The sequence below is a fragment of the Xanthomonas sp. LMG 12459 genome, assembly GCF_009192905.1.
Taxonomy (GTDB): Bacteria; Pseudomonadota; Gammaproteobacteria; order Xanthomonadales; family Xanthomonadaceae; genus Xanthomonas_A; species Xanthomonas_A sontii.
The window spans coordinates 1-15,042 of record NZ_NSGT01000066.1 but is presented as its reverse complement, the minus strand read 5'-3'; the positions used below and the strand labels follow the sequence as shown (position 1 = coordinate 15,042).

14 protein-coding genes are annotated in these 15,042 nt (G+C 70.0%); 4 read left to right on the top strand and 10 right to left on the bottom strand.

Annotation, left to right across the window (positions count from 1 at the left end; translation table 11 throughout):
- Nucleotides 1–265: 265 nt before the first annotated feature.
- Nucleotides 266–811 (top strand): chorismate mutase, encoded by a 546-nt coding sequence (locus CEK65_RS14535; RefSeq protein WP_152182203.1) that lies wholly within the window; start codon nucleotides 266–268, stop codon nucleotides 809–811.
- 236 nt (nucleotides 812–1,047) lie between these two features.
- Here CEK65_RS14535 and CEK65_RS14530 read toward each other — a convergent pair whose 3' ends face one another.
- Nucleotides 1,048–1,431 carry a GtrA family protein gene (locus CEK65_RS14530; RefSeq protein WP_026143775.1) on the bottom strand — a complete coding sequence of 128 codons (384 nt, stop codon included), beginning with the start codon at nucleotides 1,429–1,431 and terminating at the stop codon, nucleotides 1,048–1,050.
- A 140-nt stretch (nucleotides 1,432–1,571) separates the two neighbouring features.
- On the opposite strand from CEK65_RS14530, the gene glmU reads away from it, so the two are divergent.
- From glmU to CEK65_RS14515, 3 genes are all read left to right on the top strand, one after another.
- Complete coding sequence (gene glmU, locus CEK65_RS14525; protein ID WP_152182183.1) at nucleotides 1,572–2,939, top strand: bifunctional UDP-N-acetylglucosamine diphosphorylase/glucosamine-1-phosphate N-acetyltransferase GlmU; 1,368 nt, start codon at nucleotides 1,572–1,574, stop codon at nucleotides 2,937–2,939.
- 3 nt (nucleotides 2,940–2,942) lie between these two features.
- Nucleotides 2,943–3,464 carry a GNAT family N-acetyltransferase gene (locus CEK65_RS14520; protein WP_152182182.1) on the top strand — a complete coding sequence of 174 codons (522 nt, stop codon included), beginning with the start codon at nucleotides 2,943–2,945 and terminating at the stop codon, nucleotides 3,462–3,464.
- A 100-nt stretch (nucleotides 3,465–3,564) separates the two neighbouring features.
- The gene (locus CEK65_RS14515; RefSeq protein WP_153752204.1) at nucleotides 3,565–3,879 is read left to right on the top strand and encodes a hypothetical protein; all 315 of its coding nucleotides are present in this window, start codon (nucleotides 3,565–3,567) and stop codon (nucleotides 3,877–3,879) included.
- A gap of 158 nt (nucleotides 3,880–4,037) precedes the next feature.
- On the opposite strand, the gene CEK65_RS14510 is transcribed toward CEK65_RS14515, so the two are convergent.
- The 9 genes from CEK65_RS14510 to CEK65_RS14470 all read right to left on the bottom strand — a co-directional run.
- Nucleotides 4,038–5,393 carry a HAMP domain-containing sensor histidine kinase gene (locus CEK65_RS14510; protein WP_017910302.1) on the bottom strand — a complete coding sequence of 452 codons (1,356 nt, stop codon included), beginning with the start codon at nucleotides 5,391–5,393 and terminating at the stop codon, nucleotides 4,038–4,040.
- Entirely contained in the window at nucleotides 5,390–6,727 is a 1,338-nt protein-coding gene (locus CEK65_RS14505; protein WP_152182181.1) for a sigma-54 dependent transcriptional regulator, read from the bottom strand. Before CEK65_RS14505 ends, CEK65_RS14510 begins: the two co-directional genes overlap by 4 nt.
- Before the next feature lie 102 nt (nucleotides 6,728–6,829).
- Nucleotides 6,830–8,065, bottom strand: a complete 1,236-nt coding sequence (locus tag CEK65_RS14500; protein WP_152182180.1) for an FtsX-like permease family protein — start codon at nucleotides 8,063–8,065, stop codon at nucleotides 6,830–6,832.
- Nucleotides 8,062–9,393: an ABC transporter permease gene (locus CEK65_RS14495; protein WP_152182179.1), complete on the bottom strand. Its 1,332-nt coding sequence runs from the start codon at nucleotides 9,391–9,393 to the stop codon at nucleotides 8,062–8,064. The genes CEK65_RS14500 and CEK65_RS14495 overlap by 4 nt, the downstream gene beginning before the upstream one ends.
- A 36-nt stretch (nucleotides 9,394–9,429) precedes the next feature.
- Complete coding sequence (locus CEK65_RS14490; protein WP_152182178.1) at nucleotides 9,430–10,650, bottom strand: FtsX-like permease family protein; 1,221 nt, start codon at nucleotides 10,648–10,650, stop codon at nucleotides 9,430–9,432.
- A 37-nt stretch (nucleotides 10,651–10,687) separates the two neighbouring features.
- A complete protein-coding gene (locus CEK65_RS14485) occupies nucleotides 10,688–11,989 on the bottom strand; it encodes an ABC transporter permease (RefSeq protein ID WP_152182177.1) in 1,302 nt (433 codons plus the stop codon).
- Between the two features lie 48 nt (nucleotides 11,990–12,037).
- A complete protein-coding gene (locus CEK65_RS14480; protein ID WP_152182176.1) occupies nucleotides 12,038–13,267 on the bottom strand; it encodes an FtsX-like permease family protein in 1,230 nt (409 codons plus the stop codon).
- A 171-nt stretch (nucleotides 13,268–13,438) separates the two neighbouring features.
- Complete coding sequence (locus tag CEK65_RS14475) at nucleotides 13,439–14,665, bottom strand: FtsX-like permease family protein (RefSeq protein WP_152182175.1); 1,227 nt, start codon at nucleotides 14,663–14,665, stop codon at nucleotides 13,439–13,441.
- 46 nt (nucleotides 14,666–14,711) lie between these two features.
- Nucleotides 14,712–15,042 (bottom strand): FtsX-like permease family protein (locus tag CEK65_RS14470; protein WP_152182174.1); only part of this gene is annotated, 331 nt, incomplete at its 5' end.

The window sequence follows — 15,042 nt, the reverse complement described above, 5'->3', positions numbered from 1 at the left end:
TGTGACGCGCAGGCGCATTGGATCGCCGCGAAGATCGCATTCCTGCGGCGTAGCCCGAGATGGAGCTGGACTGCGACGCAGCGCACGGCGCTGGCTTGCTGGTCGCTGACTCGGCCGCGCTGGCATGCGACAAGACGCGGGTGCGGTCATCGTGCGGTCGGTGGACTGCGGCAAGATGGCCGCCCGATCTGCGGTTCATCCCCCACCCGCAGACGGTTACCGGAGAACCGAGATGAGCCTGTCCGCTGCCGTTCCTCGTCCCTGCATGCATGCGCTGACCGCCGTGCTGGCCGGCGCCCTGTTGATGGGATGCGCATTGCCCGCACGCAGTGCCACCCCACTGGAGCCGCTGCTGGATCGCATCGTCGAGCGCAATGCGATCGGCGACCAGGTGGCGCTGAGCAAGTGGGACAGCGGCAAGCCGGTGCTGGATGCCACGCGCGAGGCCGCGGTGCTGGCCAGCGTGCGCGATCAGGCGCCGGCCCACGGCGTGGATCCGGACGATGCGGCGCGTTTCTTCGGCATGCAGATCGAATCCAACAAGCTGGTGCAGTACGAACTGCTGTCGCGCTGGCACCTGCGCGGCCGCGCGCCCAACAGCCCGCGCCCGGACCTGACCGCACTGCGCGCGCGCCTGGACCAGCTGCAGGGCGAGATGCTGGACGCGTTGCAGGCCAGCGCGGCGGTGCGCCAGGCCCCGGACTGCCCGGCCACGACCGCGCGCGCGGCCGAGGCCTATGCGCTGCGCTGGCAGCTGGACCAGTTGCACCGCACGGCACTGGTGCGCAGCCTGGGCGATTTCTGCCGCTGAGTCGTCGGTAGCGGGGCCGATGGCGCGTTGCCTGCGCCCAACGGGGCGCTGAAGCCGATTTGGCGCTCTGCAGGCCCGATCCGCGCTGGCCGTCTAGGCTTCGCTCGTCGCGACTGAAGTCGCTCCCACATGGATGCTCCCGGCATACGTTAGGTCTTTTGTGGGAGGGGCTTCAGCCCCGACAGCCGGCGCCGATCGCGCGCAGCGGTGCCGCCTGCCTGCCGTGCTCGCCAGCGCTAGCGATACACCAACTGCCGTCCCAGGAAGAACGACACCACCGCCAGCATGCCCTCGACCAGCGGCTTGGCCAGCCAGGCCAGGCGCAGGCCCAGGGCGTGGGCGCACAGCGCCACCAGCCAGGTGCTGAGCGCGGTAAGCACCAGCCACATGGCCATGAAGCGGCCGAAGCGGCGCCAGCCCAGGCGTGCGGCGTCGTCGCTGGCGAAGGTGATGCGGCCGTTGAGCCAGAACCCGAGCAGGGCGCCGCAGACGCGGCCCAGCACGTTGCCCGGGACCGTCGGCATGCCGGCCGCGGTGGCGGCGACGAACACGCTCCAGTCGATCAGCAATTGCAGCAGGCCGATCAGCAGGAACTGGCTGCCCTGGCGCAGGAGACCCATGAACATCCGCAGGAGAAGACGATCGCGCATGCTAGCGCCTGCGGCGCCGATGTGCAGCCCGCCGCGTGTGGCGCGGTCGTGACGGCAGGCATGGCCGGCAGCCTCTAGAATTCGTCGTCCACCCGCAACGGAACCGCCCCATGAGTCTGCCCCTGCACGTCGTGATCCTCGCCGCCGGCGCGGGCAAGCGGATGAAGTCGGCCAAGCCCAAGGTGCTGCAGCCGATCGCCGGCCGGCCGATGCTGGCGCATGTGATCGAGACCGCGCGCCACCTGCAGCCGGACGCGATCCACATCGTCCATGGCCACGGCGGCGAGGCGGTGCTGGCGGCGTTCGCCGACCAGCCGGACCTGCTGTGGGCCGAGCAGGCGCAACAGCTGGGCACCGGCCACGCGGTGCAGCAGGCGATGGCGGCCGTGCCCGATGCCGCTACGGTGCTGGTGCTGTACGGCGACGTGCCGCTGATCCGCGCCGAGACCCTGACCCGCCTGCTGCATGCGCCCGGTCGCGTCGCAGTGCTGGTGGCCGAGCCGGAGGATCCCACCGGCTACGGCCGCATCGTGCGCGATGCCGCCGGCAAGGTCGCGGCGATCGTCGAGCAGAAGGACGCCGACGACGAGCAGCGGCGCATCCGCACCATCAACACCGGCATCGTCACCGCCGAGTCCACCGCGCTGAAGCGCTGGCTGGCGCAGTTGCGCAACGACAACGCGCAGGGCGAGTACTACCTGACCGACGTGTTCGCCGCCGCTGCCGCCGAGTTCACCCCGGCCGAGATGGTGCTGGTGGCCGACCCGATCGAGGCCGAGGGCGCCAACGATCCGTGGCAGCTGGCGCAACTGGAACGCGCCTGGCAACTGCGTGCGGCGCGTGCGCTGTGCGAGCAGGGCGTGCAACTGATCGACCCGAACCGCCTGGACCAGCGCGGCCGCGTGCGCGCCGGCCATGATGTGCGCATCGACGCCAACGTGATCCTGGAAGGCGAGGTGGAATTGGGCGACGGCGTCAGCATCGGCCCGTTCGTGCGCTTGAAGGACGTGGTGCTGGGGCCGGGTACCGAGGTGCGTGCGCATTGCGACCTGGAAGGCGTGGTCGCCGAGGGCGCGGTGCAGATCGGCCCGTTCGCGCGGCTGCGCCCGGGCACGGTACTGGCCGATGGCGTGCACATCGGCAACTTCGTCGAGACCAAGAAGGCGGTGCTCGGCGTCGGCAGCAAAGCCAATCACCTGACCTACCTCGGCGACGCGACCATCGGCAGCGGCGTCAACGTCGGTGCCGGGGTGATCACCTGCAACTACGACGGCGTCAACAAGTCGCAGACGGTGATCGGCGATGGCGTGTTCGTCGGCTCCAACAGCGCGCTGGTGGCGCCGCTGGAGATCGGCGACGGCGCCACCATCGGCGCCGGCTCGGTGATCACCCGCAGCGCGCCGGCCGGCAAGCTGAGCGTGGCACGCGTACGCCAGGAAACCGTCGAAGGCTGGAAACGCCCGGGCAAGCGCGACTGAGGCATGGCCGGGCGCATCCGTCTGGCGCGCGAGCAGGAGTTGGCGCGGTTGCCGGAGATCGAACGGCGCGCCGGTGCCCTGCTGCAAGGGCATCCGGCGCAGGCCGTGTTCGCGGCGCACGCGTTGGAGACGCACGCCCTACGTGCCGGATTGGCGCGCGAGCAGTTATGGGTGGCGCTGGACGAGGACGAACGTTGCGTCGGCTATCTGCTCGGCGGGCGCCTGGACGACGGCTTCCACGTGCAGCAGATGGACGTGGATCCGTGCTACGGGCGCCGCGGCCACGGTCGTGCGCTGCTGCGGCATGCGCGCGCCGCCGCGGCAGCTGCTGGTTTTCAATGCATGCTGCTGACCACCTTGCGCGACGTGCCGTGGAATGCGACGTTCTACGCCAGCGAAGGCTTCGTCGAGATGTCGCCTACGCAGTGGGGTCCGCAGTTGCGCGCGACTTGGCGACAGGAAGCCGCACTCGGTTTCCCGATGCACCTGCGGGTGGCGATGCGTTGTCCGCTGCCATCGCGCTGAGCCTCGCGGCCGGGTCGTCGATGCTGCCGGGGTAGCGCTGATACTGTATACAGATGGAAGCGCGGCAATGATGCCGCGACGGTCCAATCCAGGGGAGATCATGAAGCGACTTGTCGTGGCGTCAGTGCTGACGCTGCTGAGTTTTCAGGCGCCGGCGTTTGAGCGCGTGCATGCAAAGGTCAGCAAGTTATATTCGGAATCCAATCGATTCACCCTCGTCGTCGCCGATAGCGATATTCCGCAGCAATGCGGCGGTGTGTTCTATGAGGTCTACCGCGACGAAGCGACGCCCCACTTCAAGGAACTGTATTCGCTCGCCCTGGCTGCGTTCACCAGCAAGGCCAATGTCGAGATCGTGGTCAAGGGCTGCGCCGACGTCGATCGCGCCGTGATCGACCACATGGCGATCTACTGAGCCACTGCGCCCGACGTGTCCTGGGTGCGCGCCGCTGAACCGCAGCGCTTTTGCTTGAGCGGAACGTAGCGCGACGGTCACGGCTTGGCTAGGTGCGCTCATGCTCTTCGGGTCCCGGGTCCCGGCGCTCAATCCCCAATCCCCAATCCCGAAAAAAATCAGCCCCGCTCCCCCTGTGGCAACTGCACCGTCACGCACAGTCCGCCTTCGTCGCGGTTGTGCAGCGACAGGCGGCCGCCGTGGGCTTCGACGATCTCGCGGGTCAGGGCCAGGCCCAGGCCGGTGCCGTTGCGCTTGGTCGAGTAGAACGGCATCAACGCGTTGTGCAACACCGCCTCGTTCATGCCGCTGCCGCGGTCCAGTACTTCCAGGCGCAGCCAGTCCGGGCGGGTGGACACGCGCACGCGCACGCCATCGGCCGGCGTCTGCCCCTCGGGCAGGGATTCGTGGGCGTTCTTGACCAGGTTGAGCAGGGCCTGCTGCAGTTGCGCCGGATCGACCCGGCTGTGCAGGTCCGGCGATTCCAGGTCCAGCGCGAACGGAATCTGCTGCTGCAGCCCGGCCAGGAACTGCGCCCAGTGCACCGTCTGCAGTTGCGGCTGCGGCAGCTTGGCGAAGCGCGCGTAGCCGCGGATGAAGCCTTCCAGGTGCCGCGCGCGTTCCTCGATGGTGCCGAACACCTCTTCCAGCCGCTCCACCTTCTGCCGCCGCACCAGCTCGGCGCCGGAGTGCGCCAGCGAGGCGATCGGCGCCAGCGAGTTGTTGAGCTCGTGGCTGATCACCCGGATCACCTTCTTCCAGGTGTGCACTTCCTGGCGGCGCAGTTCGGCGGTGAGCAGGCGGATCAACAGCAGTTCGTGCGGGCGGCCGTTGAGATGGAAGCGGCGCTGCGACAGGTGGTAGATCTGCTCCTCCTCCGGGTCCTCGTCGCTGCCTTCGATGGCGAACAGGCTGTCGCCACCGCGAGAGATCGCCTCGCGCAGCGGCGCCGGCACGCCCAGCAGCAGGTCGTCCAGGCGCTGTCCTTCCAGCTTCCAGCCGCTGTGCAGCAGCTTGCGCGCGGCCAGGTTGGAGAACACCACGCGGCGCAGGCCGTCGCCGCCCTTGGAGGTGAGCAGCATCGCCACCGGGGTGTTCTGCACCATGGTGTCGAGCATCAGCTCGCGCTGCGCCAGGCCCTGGCGCTGTTCGCGCAGGATCTCGCCCAGTTGCGCGTGCGCGGCGACCATCTCGCCCAGTTCGTCGTCGCCGCGCCAGTGCACGCCGAAGTTGTATTCGCCGTCGCGGTAGCTGCTGACGGTGCCGGCCAGGGCGCGGAACAGCGAGCGCATCGGCGCGGTGGCGCGGCGCAGCGTCCACCACATCAACAGCAGCAGGGTCAGCGCCGAGGCCGTGACCACTTCCCAGCCGCGGTCCATCCAGTAGGCCAGCAGCCACGGCAGGGCGGCGGCCAGCGCCAGCACCGGCAGCAGGCGCAGGAACAGCATGACGGTGAAGGAGCGGCGCAGTTTCATTCGCGCGGGATGCCGTAGCGGTCCATGCGCCGGTACAGCGCCTGCCGGCTCATGCCCAGTTCGGCGGCGGCCTGGGCGATGACGCCGTGCGCACGGCTCAGCTCGGCCACGATGCGCTCGCGGTCGGGTTCGGCAGCGGCGGCCGTGCGCGGCGCGGCGGGCTTGGGCAGGTTGAGGTCGGCGGCCTCGATCTGCGCGCCGCCGGCCAGCAGTTCGGCGCGCTGCACCACGTTGCGCAGTTCGCGCACGTTGCCGGGCCAGGCGTGGCGCTGCAGCGCCTGGCAGGCGCCGGCCGACAGCGGCTTGTCGCCGGAGAGGAAGTGTTCGGCCAGCGGCACGATGTCGCCGGGGCGCTCGGCCAGCGCCGGCAGCGACAGTTCCACCGCGTTGAGCCGGTAGTACAGGTCCTCGCGGAAGCTGCCGTCGCGGATCATCGCGGTCAGGTCGGCATTGGTGGCGCTGATCACCCGCACCTTGACCTGCCGCTCGCGGTTGGAGCCGAGCCGTTCGAACCGGCCGGTCTCCAGCACCCGCAGCAGCTTCATCTGCCCGGCCAGCGACAGGTTGCCGATCTCGTCCAGGAACAGCGTGCCGCCGTCGGCGGCCTCGAACTTGCCCTCGCGCACCTTGTTGGCGCCGGTGTAGGCGCCGGCCTCGGCGCCGAACAGCTCGGCCTCGATCAGTTCGGCCGGGATCGCGCCGCAATTGAGCGCCACGAACGGGCCGCGCCGTACCGAGGAGTTGGCCTGGATGATCTGCGCGATCTTCTCCTTGCCGCTGCCGTTGGGGCCGGTGATCAGCACCGGCAGTTCCGAGCGCGCCACCTGGCAGGCCAGCGCGATCGCGCGCTCGCTGGCGGGATCGGCGAACACCGCGCCGCACAGGTCGTAGCGCTGCGCCAATTGCTGGCGATGGCGGCGCTCGCCGTCGCGGCGGCGTTCCAGTTCGCGTCGTGTCTCAGACAGCTCCAGCAGGTTGTTGACCGTGGTCAGCAGCTTGCGGTCGTCCCAGGGCTTGGCCAGGTAGTCGGCGGCGCCGGCCTTGACCAGTTCCACCGCGCTGCTGAGTTGGGTCCAGGCGGTCAGCAGGATCACCGGCAGATCCGGATGGCGCGTGCGGATCGCCTCGAACAGGGCCACGCCTTCCTCGCCGGAGGTAGTGTCGGCGGTGAAGTTCATGTCCTGCAGGACCAGGTCGATGTCGCCCTCGCCCAGGCGCTGCAGGCCGGCCTGCGGGCTGTCGGCATGGACGGTGTCGATGTCGTGCAGGGAGAACAGCACTTCCAGCGCGGTGGCGACCGCAGGGTTGTCGTCGATGATCAGCAGGCAGGGCATCGTGCACCTTGGGCGCGGGATGGCGCGCCGTCGAAGAAAAACGGACCAGTCGGCATCATCGCAGTCTGCGTGGAGATTGTCGTGCCTGCGTGCATCGGCGCCTCAGACACTGCGCGTGGCCACCGCCGGCGGCACCGCTGCGGCGCGACGTGCGGGCGCCAGGATCGCCAGCTGGCCGAGCAGCAGGAGCGCCGCAGCGACGGTCGGCAGGTAGCCCAGCGGCAGGCGTGGCAGGTCGTAGCGCTGCAACAGCGCTTGATTGAGCAGCAACGCCAGCACCATGCCCACGGCGCTGCCGGCGCTCACGATCAGCAGGTTTTCGGTCTGGAAATGGCGCAGGATGTCGCGACGGGTCGCGCCGATGGCGCGGCGGATGCCGATCTGGCGCGTGCGTTGCTGCACCCAGAAACTGGCCAGCCCGCCGATGCCCAGGGCGGTCACGAACAACAGGCCCGTGGTCGCCGCGAGCAGCAACCCGATCATGGTGGCATCGCGCTGGAAATAGCGCTGCCGCAGCTGGGCGTAGCTGCGGCGCCCTTCGGCCGGAATCAGCCGCAGCGGTCCTGCCTGTGCCAGCGCGTCGGCCGCCGCGGCCAGGATCCGTTCGCGGTCCTGCGGCGCGCTGCGCAACAGGTACTGCACCTGGTTGCCCGCGGGCAACTGCGGCGATAGCGTGGCCAGATGGTCGACCGCTGCGCCGCGCAGCGTCGTGCGCAGCAGATCGTCGACGACGCCGACGACGACGGCGCCCTGGACTACGCCATACAGCGTTTTGCCGACCGCAGGTTGACCTGGCCACAGTTGCCGCGCCAGCGCGCGGGTGACGATCACGGCGCTCGGTGTGGCGGTGGAATATTCGTCGGCATGGAAGTCGCGGCCGGCGATCAGGTGGGCGCCCATGGCCTGCACGAAACCGGGCGAGCCGCTGTAGTACGTGGCCTGGATGCACCCTGTATCGTCCATCGACTGCCGCGCCATCGCGCGGTCCAGCGTCTGCCGGTCGGGGCAACCGCCATAGTCGTTGGCGCCGCCGGACAGCGGCAGGCTGAAGCCGATCGCGGCGGCCGCGGCGACACCGGGAATGCTGCGCAACGCCCGCAGATCGGATTGCTGCTGGGCCAGCGCATTGCCATCGCTCTGGACGCCGCGAACCGAGATCAGCGCCAGTTCTTCCTCGGGCAAGCCGCTGGAGACCCGCAGACGTTCGATGCGCCCACCGATCAGGAACACGGCGTTGGCGACGAAGGCGCAGGTCAGTGCGACCTGCAGGGCCAGCAGCGCGGCGGTCAGGCGGTGATGCTGCAGGCTGGAGAGGATGGGGCGGATCGGCAGATTCATGTCAGGTCCTTGATCTGCAGGGCGGGGTTGATCCGGCTGGCCCGCCAGGCGGGCAGCAGGCCCGCCAGCAGGGCGGCGATCACCGCCAGTGCTACGGTGGCGAGCAGCATCTGCAGGTCCATCCGCGCCAGCCTGGCGTAGTCGTCCGGGCGCTGGCGCACGCTCCACAGACCCAGTTCGGCGATCGCGATGCCAACGGCGCCACCGAGCAATCCGATCAGCGCGGCCTCGCTGCCGAACTGCAGGAACACGTGGCCGCGGCGGGCACCGAGCGCGCGTCGCACGCCGATCTCGCCACCGCGACGCAGGAATTTCGCCAGCAGCAAGGCGATCACGTTGACCAGGCAGATCCACAGGAAGCCCAGCGCCAGCAGCGTCTGCAGGCGCACATCGTCGGGCACCATCCGCAAATGGTGCAGCCAGTCCATCAACGCATACAGGCGCGCCCGCTCCGGCGGCCGCTGGAAGCGGCCGCTGGCGTGCTGTGTCGCGGCGTAGTCGTAGAGCAGGCGCTGGTAGGCGGCGACCTGTTGCGGCGTGTCCAGGCGCACCCAGAACTGCAGCCAGCTGGTCGAGGGATCCTTGCGTCGCGCCGCGTCGTCGCCGTTGAAGCTGTTCCAACTGCTGATGTTGCTGTTGACGTCCAGCGCCAGTTCCATCGCGGTCGACAGGGGCAGGAAGAAATCGTCGCGCTGCCCGAAACTGCCCTTGCTGCCCGGGTCGGCGTAGAACAGCGGTTGCGGATCCCAATCGCCGGTCACGCCGATCACCTCGAAGCCGATGCGCTTTTCCCCGAGCGCCACCCGCTGGCCGACCGGATCGCGCGCGCCGAACAGGGTGTCGGCCAGGGTGCGGCTCAGCACGATGACGCGGGCGTGGCTCCGGTCGTCCGCCACGCTCCAGCCGTGGCCGCGCTGCAAGGGGATGCCGAACACGGCGAAGAATCCGGCGCTGGTGTAGCGGCCGCTCAGGTCGAGCGGCGCTTGCGTCGCACGCGGCGGCCACAGCAAGATCTGCCCGCCGGCCATCGCCGCCTGCGGCGTCGTGGGTGCGGCGCGCAGCAGCGCCATGGCGTCGGGCCAGGTGAGGTTGTCGGCCGGATCGCCCCACTCCTGGTTGTCCGGGTAGCTGCTCGGCAATGGATCCAGATGCGGGGTGTAGAGCGCAGCGCTCCTGTCCGGCAGCGGGTCGCGCGACATCACGTGCAGCACCGTCAGCATGGTCATGCTCGCGCCGATGCCCAGGCCGATCGCCAGCACCATCAGCGCGGTGGCGATCGGCGTGCGCCGCAGGCTGCGCCAGGCCAGCAGCAGATAATGGTTCAGCATCCTGCCTCTCCTCGTTTGGACGGTGGCCGCGTTCGCTCAGACACTGCGCGTGGCCACCGCCGGCGGCACCGCCGCGGCGCGGCGTGCGGGCGGCAGCACCGCGAGCTGGCCGAGCAGCCACAGCACCACCGCGCCGACCGGCAGGTACCACAGCGGCAGCCGCGGCAGTTCGTAGGCGCTCATCAGGTACAGGTTGGCGGCGTAGGCCAGCAGCATGCCGAGCACGATGCCGGCGCTGGCGAGCAGGAAGTTCTCCAGCTGGAAATGCCGCAGGATTTGCGTGCAGGTAGCGCCGAGCGCGCGGCGGATGCCGATCTGCTTGGTGCGCTGCTGCACCCAGAAACTGGTCAGGCCGACGATGCCCAGGGCGGTGACCAACAGCAGCAGGACGCAGACGCCGACCAGGAGCCAGGCCATCGCCTGGTCGTCGCGGTAGTAGTCCGCGCGTGCCTGCTGCAAGGTCCGGGCGCCGTTCACCATGCGCCGTGGACCGTGTTGCGCCAGCGTCGCCTTGGCTTGTCGCAACACTGCCTCGCGCTGCGCCGGATCGCGCACGCGCAGCAGGTAGGTGCCGCGATCGTAGGGAACGTTCACCGGGAACAGCATCGTGTCCTCGTAGTGGCCGACGTTCCCTCCTTCGCGGGGTTGCACCAGGCGTTGCACCACGCCGACGACGCGGTGTTCGCCGTAGACGTAGATGGTGCGGCCCACCGCGTTCTGGCCGGGGAACAGGCGTTGCGCCAGCGACTGGCTGAGGATGACCGAGGGCGGGATGCGCTTGGCCACCGGATCGCGCAGTTGCGCGTCGTCGATGAACTCGTCGTCCGCGAAGCGGCGCCCTGCGACCAGATGCAGCCCCAGGGTATCGAGCAGCCGCGCGTCGCCGAAGTACTGCACCGCGTGCAAGGTGCTGCGTTCCTGGTCCGGGCGCAGCGACACGCCGCTGTAGCCGAGCGAATCGCCGAACAGCGGCTGGTTGATAATGCTGGCCTCGCGCACACCCGGAATGCGGCGCAGCGCGTCCAGGTCGGCGCGGGTCTGCGCTGCGCCATTGCCGTCGCTGACCACGCTGCGGCTGCGCAGTTGCACCAGTTCCTGCTCGGCAGCACCGCTGGGCCGCTGCATGCGCTCGAGCCGCTGATCGATCAGGAACAGCGCGTTGCAGACGACGGCGCAACTGAAGGCGATCTCCAGCACGATCAGGCCGGCGGCGACGCGGTGCTTGCGCAGACTGGAGAGGATGGGATGGAGGGACACGGTGGGAGTTCCTGGCGGAGAGGGCGCGCGCGGCGCGTCATTGCGACTTGAGCTGCAGGGCGGTGGACACGCGCATCGCCTGCCAGGCCGGCAGCAGGCCGGCGAGCAGCGCGCTGCCCAGGCTCATCGCCAGGGCGAGCAGCAGCATGCGGCCGTCCAGGTGCGCCAGCGCGGCGTAGTCGGCCGGCTGCTGCCGTACCAGCCAGGTGCCGATCCAGGCCAGCAGCAGGCCGCCGGCGCCGCCGGCCAGGCCGATCGCCGCCGCTTCGATCAGGTGCTGGGCGAAGATCGTCCGCCGCGAGGCGCCGAGCGCGCGGCGCACGCCGATCTCGCCGCTGTGGCGCAGGAACTTGGCCAGCATCAGCCCGGCGGTGTTGAGCAGGCAGATGCCCAGGAACGCCAGTGCCAGCCCCACCTGCAGACGCACGTCGGAGGGCACGGCGTGGTTGCGGTCCAGCCAGGTCATCACGTCGCTGAGGCGGATGTCCGGCGGATGGCGGAAGCGTCCCGCGTCGCGCTGCTGCCGCGCATAGGTCTGCAGCGCGTCCAGGTAGGCGGCGCGCTTGCCGGGGCTGTCCAGTTCCACCCAGTACTGGATCCAGGCGCAGGGGGCGTTCGCGCTGGTCCTGTTGCCGGCATGGTCGCCCCAGCAGGACATCGAGCCGCTGACGTCCAGGTCCAGGTCGCGCGCGGTGGAGAACGGCACGAACACGTCCTCGCTGTCGCCATATTCGGTGTTGGTCAGGTCGTAGAAGCGCGGGTTCATGTCCCAGACGTCGATCACCCCGACCACCCGCAGCACGGCATCGCCGAGCTGGAGCTGGCGGCCGACACTGTCCACGTCGCCGAACAGCTGGGTATTGAGCCGCCGCGAGATCACCGCGACACGTGCGCGCCGGGCATCGTCGTCCGCGGTCCAGGCGTGGCCGTAGCGCATCGGCACGGCGAACATCGGGAAGAAGTCGGCGCTGGTGTAGCGCGCTTCGGCGCCGAACGGGGTCAGCTGCGGCTGCGCCGGCACGACCGTCACGCTGCCGGCCGACATCATCGCCTGGCGGTCGCCGCGCCGGTCGCGCAGCAGCGCCTCGGCATCGCGGCGGGTCAGTTGCTGCGGGTCGGTGTCGTTCGGATCGTAACGGTCGTCCGGTTCGACGTTGAGTTCGACGTTGAACAGCTGCCCGCTCTTGCCGGGAATGGGATCGGCCGCCAGCACGTGGAACACGGTCAGCGTGGTCATCGATGCGCCAATGCCGACCGCGATCGCCAGCACCATCAGGGCGGTCAGCAGGCGGTTGCGACCGAAGCTGTGCAGCGCCAGTTTGCAGTAGTAGCCGAACATCGTGGCGTCCTGGAGAAGGGGGCGGTGGCGGGCGATGGAAGGACGGGATCAGAGGCTGCGGGTGGCCACGGCCGGCGGCACCGCCGCCGCGCGCCGCGCCGGCGCGAGCACCGCGCACTGGCCGAGCAGCCACAGCGTCGCCGCGCCGAGCGGCAGGTAGGACAGCGGCAGCCGCGGCAGTTCGTACCGGCCCATCAGCCACTGGTTGATCGCGTACGCCAGCAGCATGCCCAGCGCGATGCCGGCGCTGGTCAGCAGGAAATTCTCGGCCTGGAAGTCGCGCAGGATCTGGCTGCGGGTGGCGCCGAGGGCGCGGCGGATGCCGATCTGCCGGGTGCGCTGCTGCACCCAGAAACTGGCCAGGCCGACGATGCCCAGCGCGGTGACCACCAGCAGCAACACGCACACCGCGCCGAGCAGCCACACCATGGTGCGGTCGCCCTGGAAGTAGGCGTCGCGGATCTCGCTGTAGGTCTGCTGATCGAGCACCAGCCGGCTGCTGTCCACCTGCATCAGCGCCGCGGTCGCCGCGGCGAGCACGGCCTGGCGTTGCGCCGGGTCGCGCACGCGCAGCACGTACAGCCCGTCGGTGTAGGGCATGCGCAGCGGAATCAGCAATGCGTAGGGCGCCTGCGCCGGGCCGACCAGGTCCGGGTTGGGGCGGGCCAGGGCGTCGACGATGCCGACCACCTGCGCCGGCACGGTGCCGCGGTAGACGGTCCTGCCCAGCGCGTTCTGTCCGGGAAACACCTTCTCCGCCGCCGCCCGGTTGAGGATGACCGCGCCGCCGGCGTTGCGCAGGCGCTCGTCGTTGCGCAGGGCGTCCAGGTCCAGGTATTCGTCGGCGCGGAAATCGCGCCCGGCGATCAGGCGCAGGCCCAGCGTGCGCAGCGTGGCGTCCTCGGCCTTGTACTGCGCGGCATTGAGCGTGGGCCATTCCTGGGCGGGGGTCAGATTCAGGCCGACGTTCCAGGCGGCGTCCCCGAACGGCATCTGGTTGACGACGGTGGCGTTGCGCACGCCGGGCAGCGCGCGCAACGCGGCCAGGTCTTCGCGGGTGCGTGCCGCCGCGTCGACCTGCCGGCCGATGCCGCCGAGGGCGATCGTCACCAGTTCCGCTTCGGCGACGCCGCTGGCGCTGCGCAGGGTCGCGATGCGGTTGCCGATCAGGAACAGCGCGTTGCAGACGATCGCGCAGGCCAGCGCGATCTCCAGCACGATCAGCGTCGCCGCGGTGCGGTGCCGGGACAGCGTCGAGAGCATCGGACCCAGTGCCATGGCGGCGACGTTCAACGGCCGCGCCGCACCGGCGCCGCCAGGCCGATCGGGTATGGTTGCGGCCACGCAGGCGCGCGGCGCAGGAGACCGGAGGACGGCAGTGGGCGATGGTTGCGGGGCATGGCGCGCTCGATGGAAAAAAGGCCGGCCGGAGCCGGCCAAGGGGATGGATCAGGTGCTGCGGGTGGCCACGGCCGGCGGCACGTCGGCGGCGCGGCGCGCCGGCGCGAACACCGCCAGCTGGCCGAGCAGCCACAGCGCCACCGCGCCGATCGGCAGGTAGGACAGCGGCAGCCGCGGCAATTCGTACTTGCCCATCAGCCACTGGTTGATGGCGTAGGCCAGCAGCATGCCGAGCACGATGCCGGTGCTGGCCAGCAGGAAGTTCTCGGTCTGGAAGTAGCGCAGGATCTGCCCGCGGGTGGCGCCGAGCGCGCGGCGGATGCCGATCTGCTTGGTGCGCTGCTGCACCCAGAAGCTGGCCAGGCCGACGATGCCCAGCGCGGTGACCACCAGCAGCGCCACGCACACCGCGCCGAGCAGCCACACCATCGCGCGGTCGCCCTGGAAGTAGGCGTCGCGGATCTCGCTGTAGGTCTGCTGCTTGAGCACCAGCCGGCTGCTGTCGACCTTCATCAAGGCCGCGGTCGCCGCGTTCAGCACTTCCTGGCGCCGCGCCGGGTCGGTGACGCGCAGCACGTACAGGCCGTCGGTGTAGCTCAGGCGAAACGGCAGCAGCATCGCGTAGTCGATCTCGGCCAGGCCGCTGGTGGCGGTGGGCCGCGCCAGGGTCTCGACGATGCCGACCACGCGGGCGCCCACCGGCCCGGTGTACACGGTCTTGCCCAGCGCGTTCTGCCCCGGGAACATCTTTTCCGCGGTGGCGCGGTTGAGGATGATCGCGGTGCCTTTCTCCTGGATCCGCTTGTCGGTCTGCGCCGCTTCCAGATCCATGTACTCGTCGGGCGCGAAATCGCGACCGGCCACCAGCTTCAGGCCCAGGGTCTTCAGCGTGCCCTCCTCGGCCATGTACTGCGCCGCGTTCAGGGTGGGTCGCTCCTGGTCCGGGGTCAGCGACAGGCTGGTGTTCCAGGAGTAGTGCACGAACGGCACCTGGTTGAGCAGGGTGGCGTTGCGCACCCCGGGTACGGCGCGCAACGCGGCCAGGTCCTCGCGGGTGCGCGCAGCGGCGTTGACCTGCTGGCCGATGCCGCCCAGCGAGATCGTCACCAGTTCCGACTCGGCGATGCCGCTGGGCCGGTGCAGGGTCTCGATGCGGTTGCCGATCAGGAACAGCGCGTTGCACACGATCGCGCAGGCCAAGGCGATCTCCAGCACGATCAGCGCGGCGGCGGTCTTGTGCCGGCGCAAGGTGGACAGGATGGGGCGGATATCCATGGCGATGACCTTGTGAGAATGCGTGGAAGGCGCAGGGCGCGCAGGATCAGGACTTGAGCTGCAGAGCGGGGGCCACCTGGATGGCGCGCCACGACGGCAGCAGGCCGGCGAGCAGGCTGGCGCCCACCGCCATGGCGAAGGTCAGCGCCAGCATGCTCGGGTCCAGGTGCGCCAGCTTGGCGTAGCTGGCCGGCTGCTGGCGCACGGCCCACAGACCGAGCGTGGCCAGTCCCAGGCCGGCCACGCCGCCGGCCAGGCCGATGGCGCCGGCCTCCACCAGGCATTGCGCGAAGATCGCCCCGCGCGAGGCGCCGAGCGCGCGACGCACGCCGATCTCGCCGCTGCGGCGCAGGAACTTGGCCAGCAGCAGGCCGACG

Coding starts and splice junctions, on each gene's coding strand:
- CEK65_RS14535 (WP_152182203.1), top strand. CDS start 266: ATGCATGCGCTGACCGCCGTGCTGGCCGGCGCCCTGTTGATGGGATGC.
- CEK65_RS14530 (WP_026143775.1), bottom strand. CDS start 1,431: ATGGGTCTCCTGCGCCAGGGCAGCCAGTTCCTGCTGATCGGCCTGCTG.
- glmU (WP_152182183.1), top strand. CDS start 1,572: ATGAGTCTGCCCCTGCACGTCGTGATCCTCGCCGCCGGCGCGGGCAAG.
- CEK65_RS14520 (WP_152182182.1), top strand. CDS start 2,943: ATGGCCGGGCGCATCCGTCTGGCGCGCGAGCAGGAGTTGGCGCGGTTG.
- CEK65_RS14515 (WP_153752204.1), top strand. CDS start 3,565: ATGAAGCGACTTGTCGTGGCGTCAGTGCTGACGCTGCTGAGTTTTCAG.
- CEK65_RS14510 (WP_017910302.1), bottom strand. CDS start 5,393: ATGAAACTGCGCCGCTCCTTCACCGTCATGCTGTTCCTGCGCCTGCTG.
- CEK65_RS14505 (WP_152182181.1), bottom strand. CDS start 6,727: ATGCCCTGCCTGCTGATCATCGACGACAACCCTGCGGTCGCCACCGCG.
- CEK65_RS14500 (WP_152182180.1), bottom strand. CDS start 8,065: ATGAATCTGCCGATCCGCCCCATCCTCTCCAGCCTGCAGCATCACCGC.
- CEK65_RS14495 (WP_152182179.1), bottom strand. CDS start 9,393: ATGCTGAACCATTATCTGCTGCTGGCCTGGCGCAGCCTGCGGCGCACG.
- CEK65_RS14485 (WP_152182177.1), bottom strand. CDS start 11,989: ATGTTCGGCTACTACTGCAAACTGGCGCTGCACAGCTTCGGTCGCAAC.
- CEK65_RS14480 (WP_152182176.1), bottom strand. CDS start 13,267: ATGGCACTGGGTCCGATGCTCTCGACGCTGTCCCGGCACCGCACCGCG.
- CEK65_RS14475 (WP_152182175.1), bottom strand. CDS start 14,665: ATGGATATCCGCCCCATCCTGTCCACCTTGCGCCGGCACAAGACCGCC.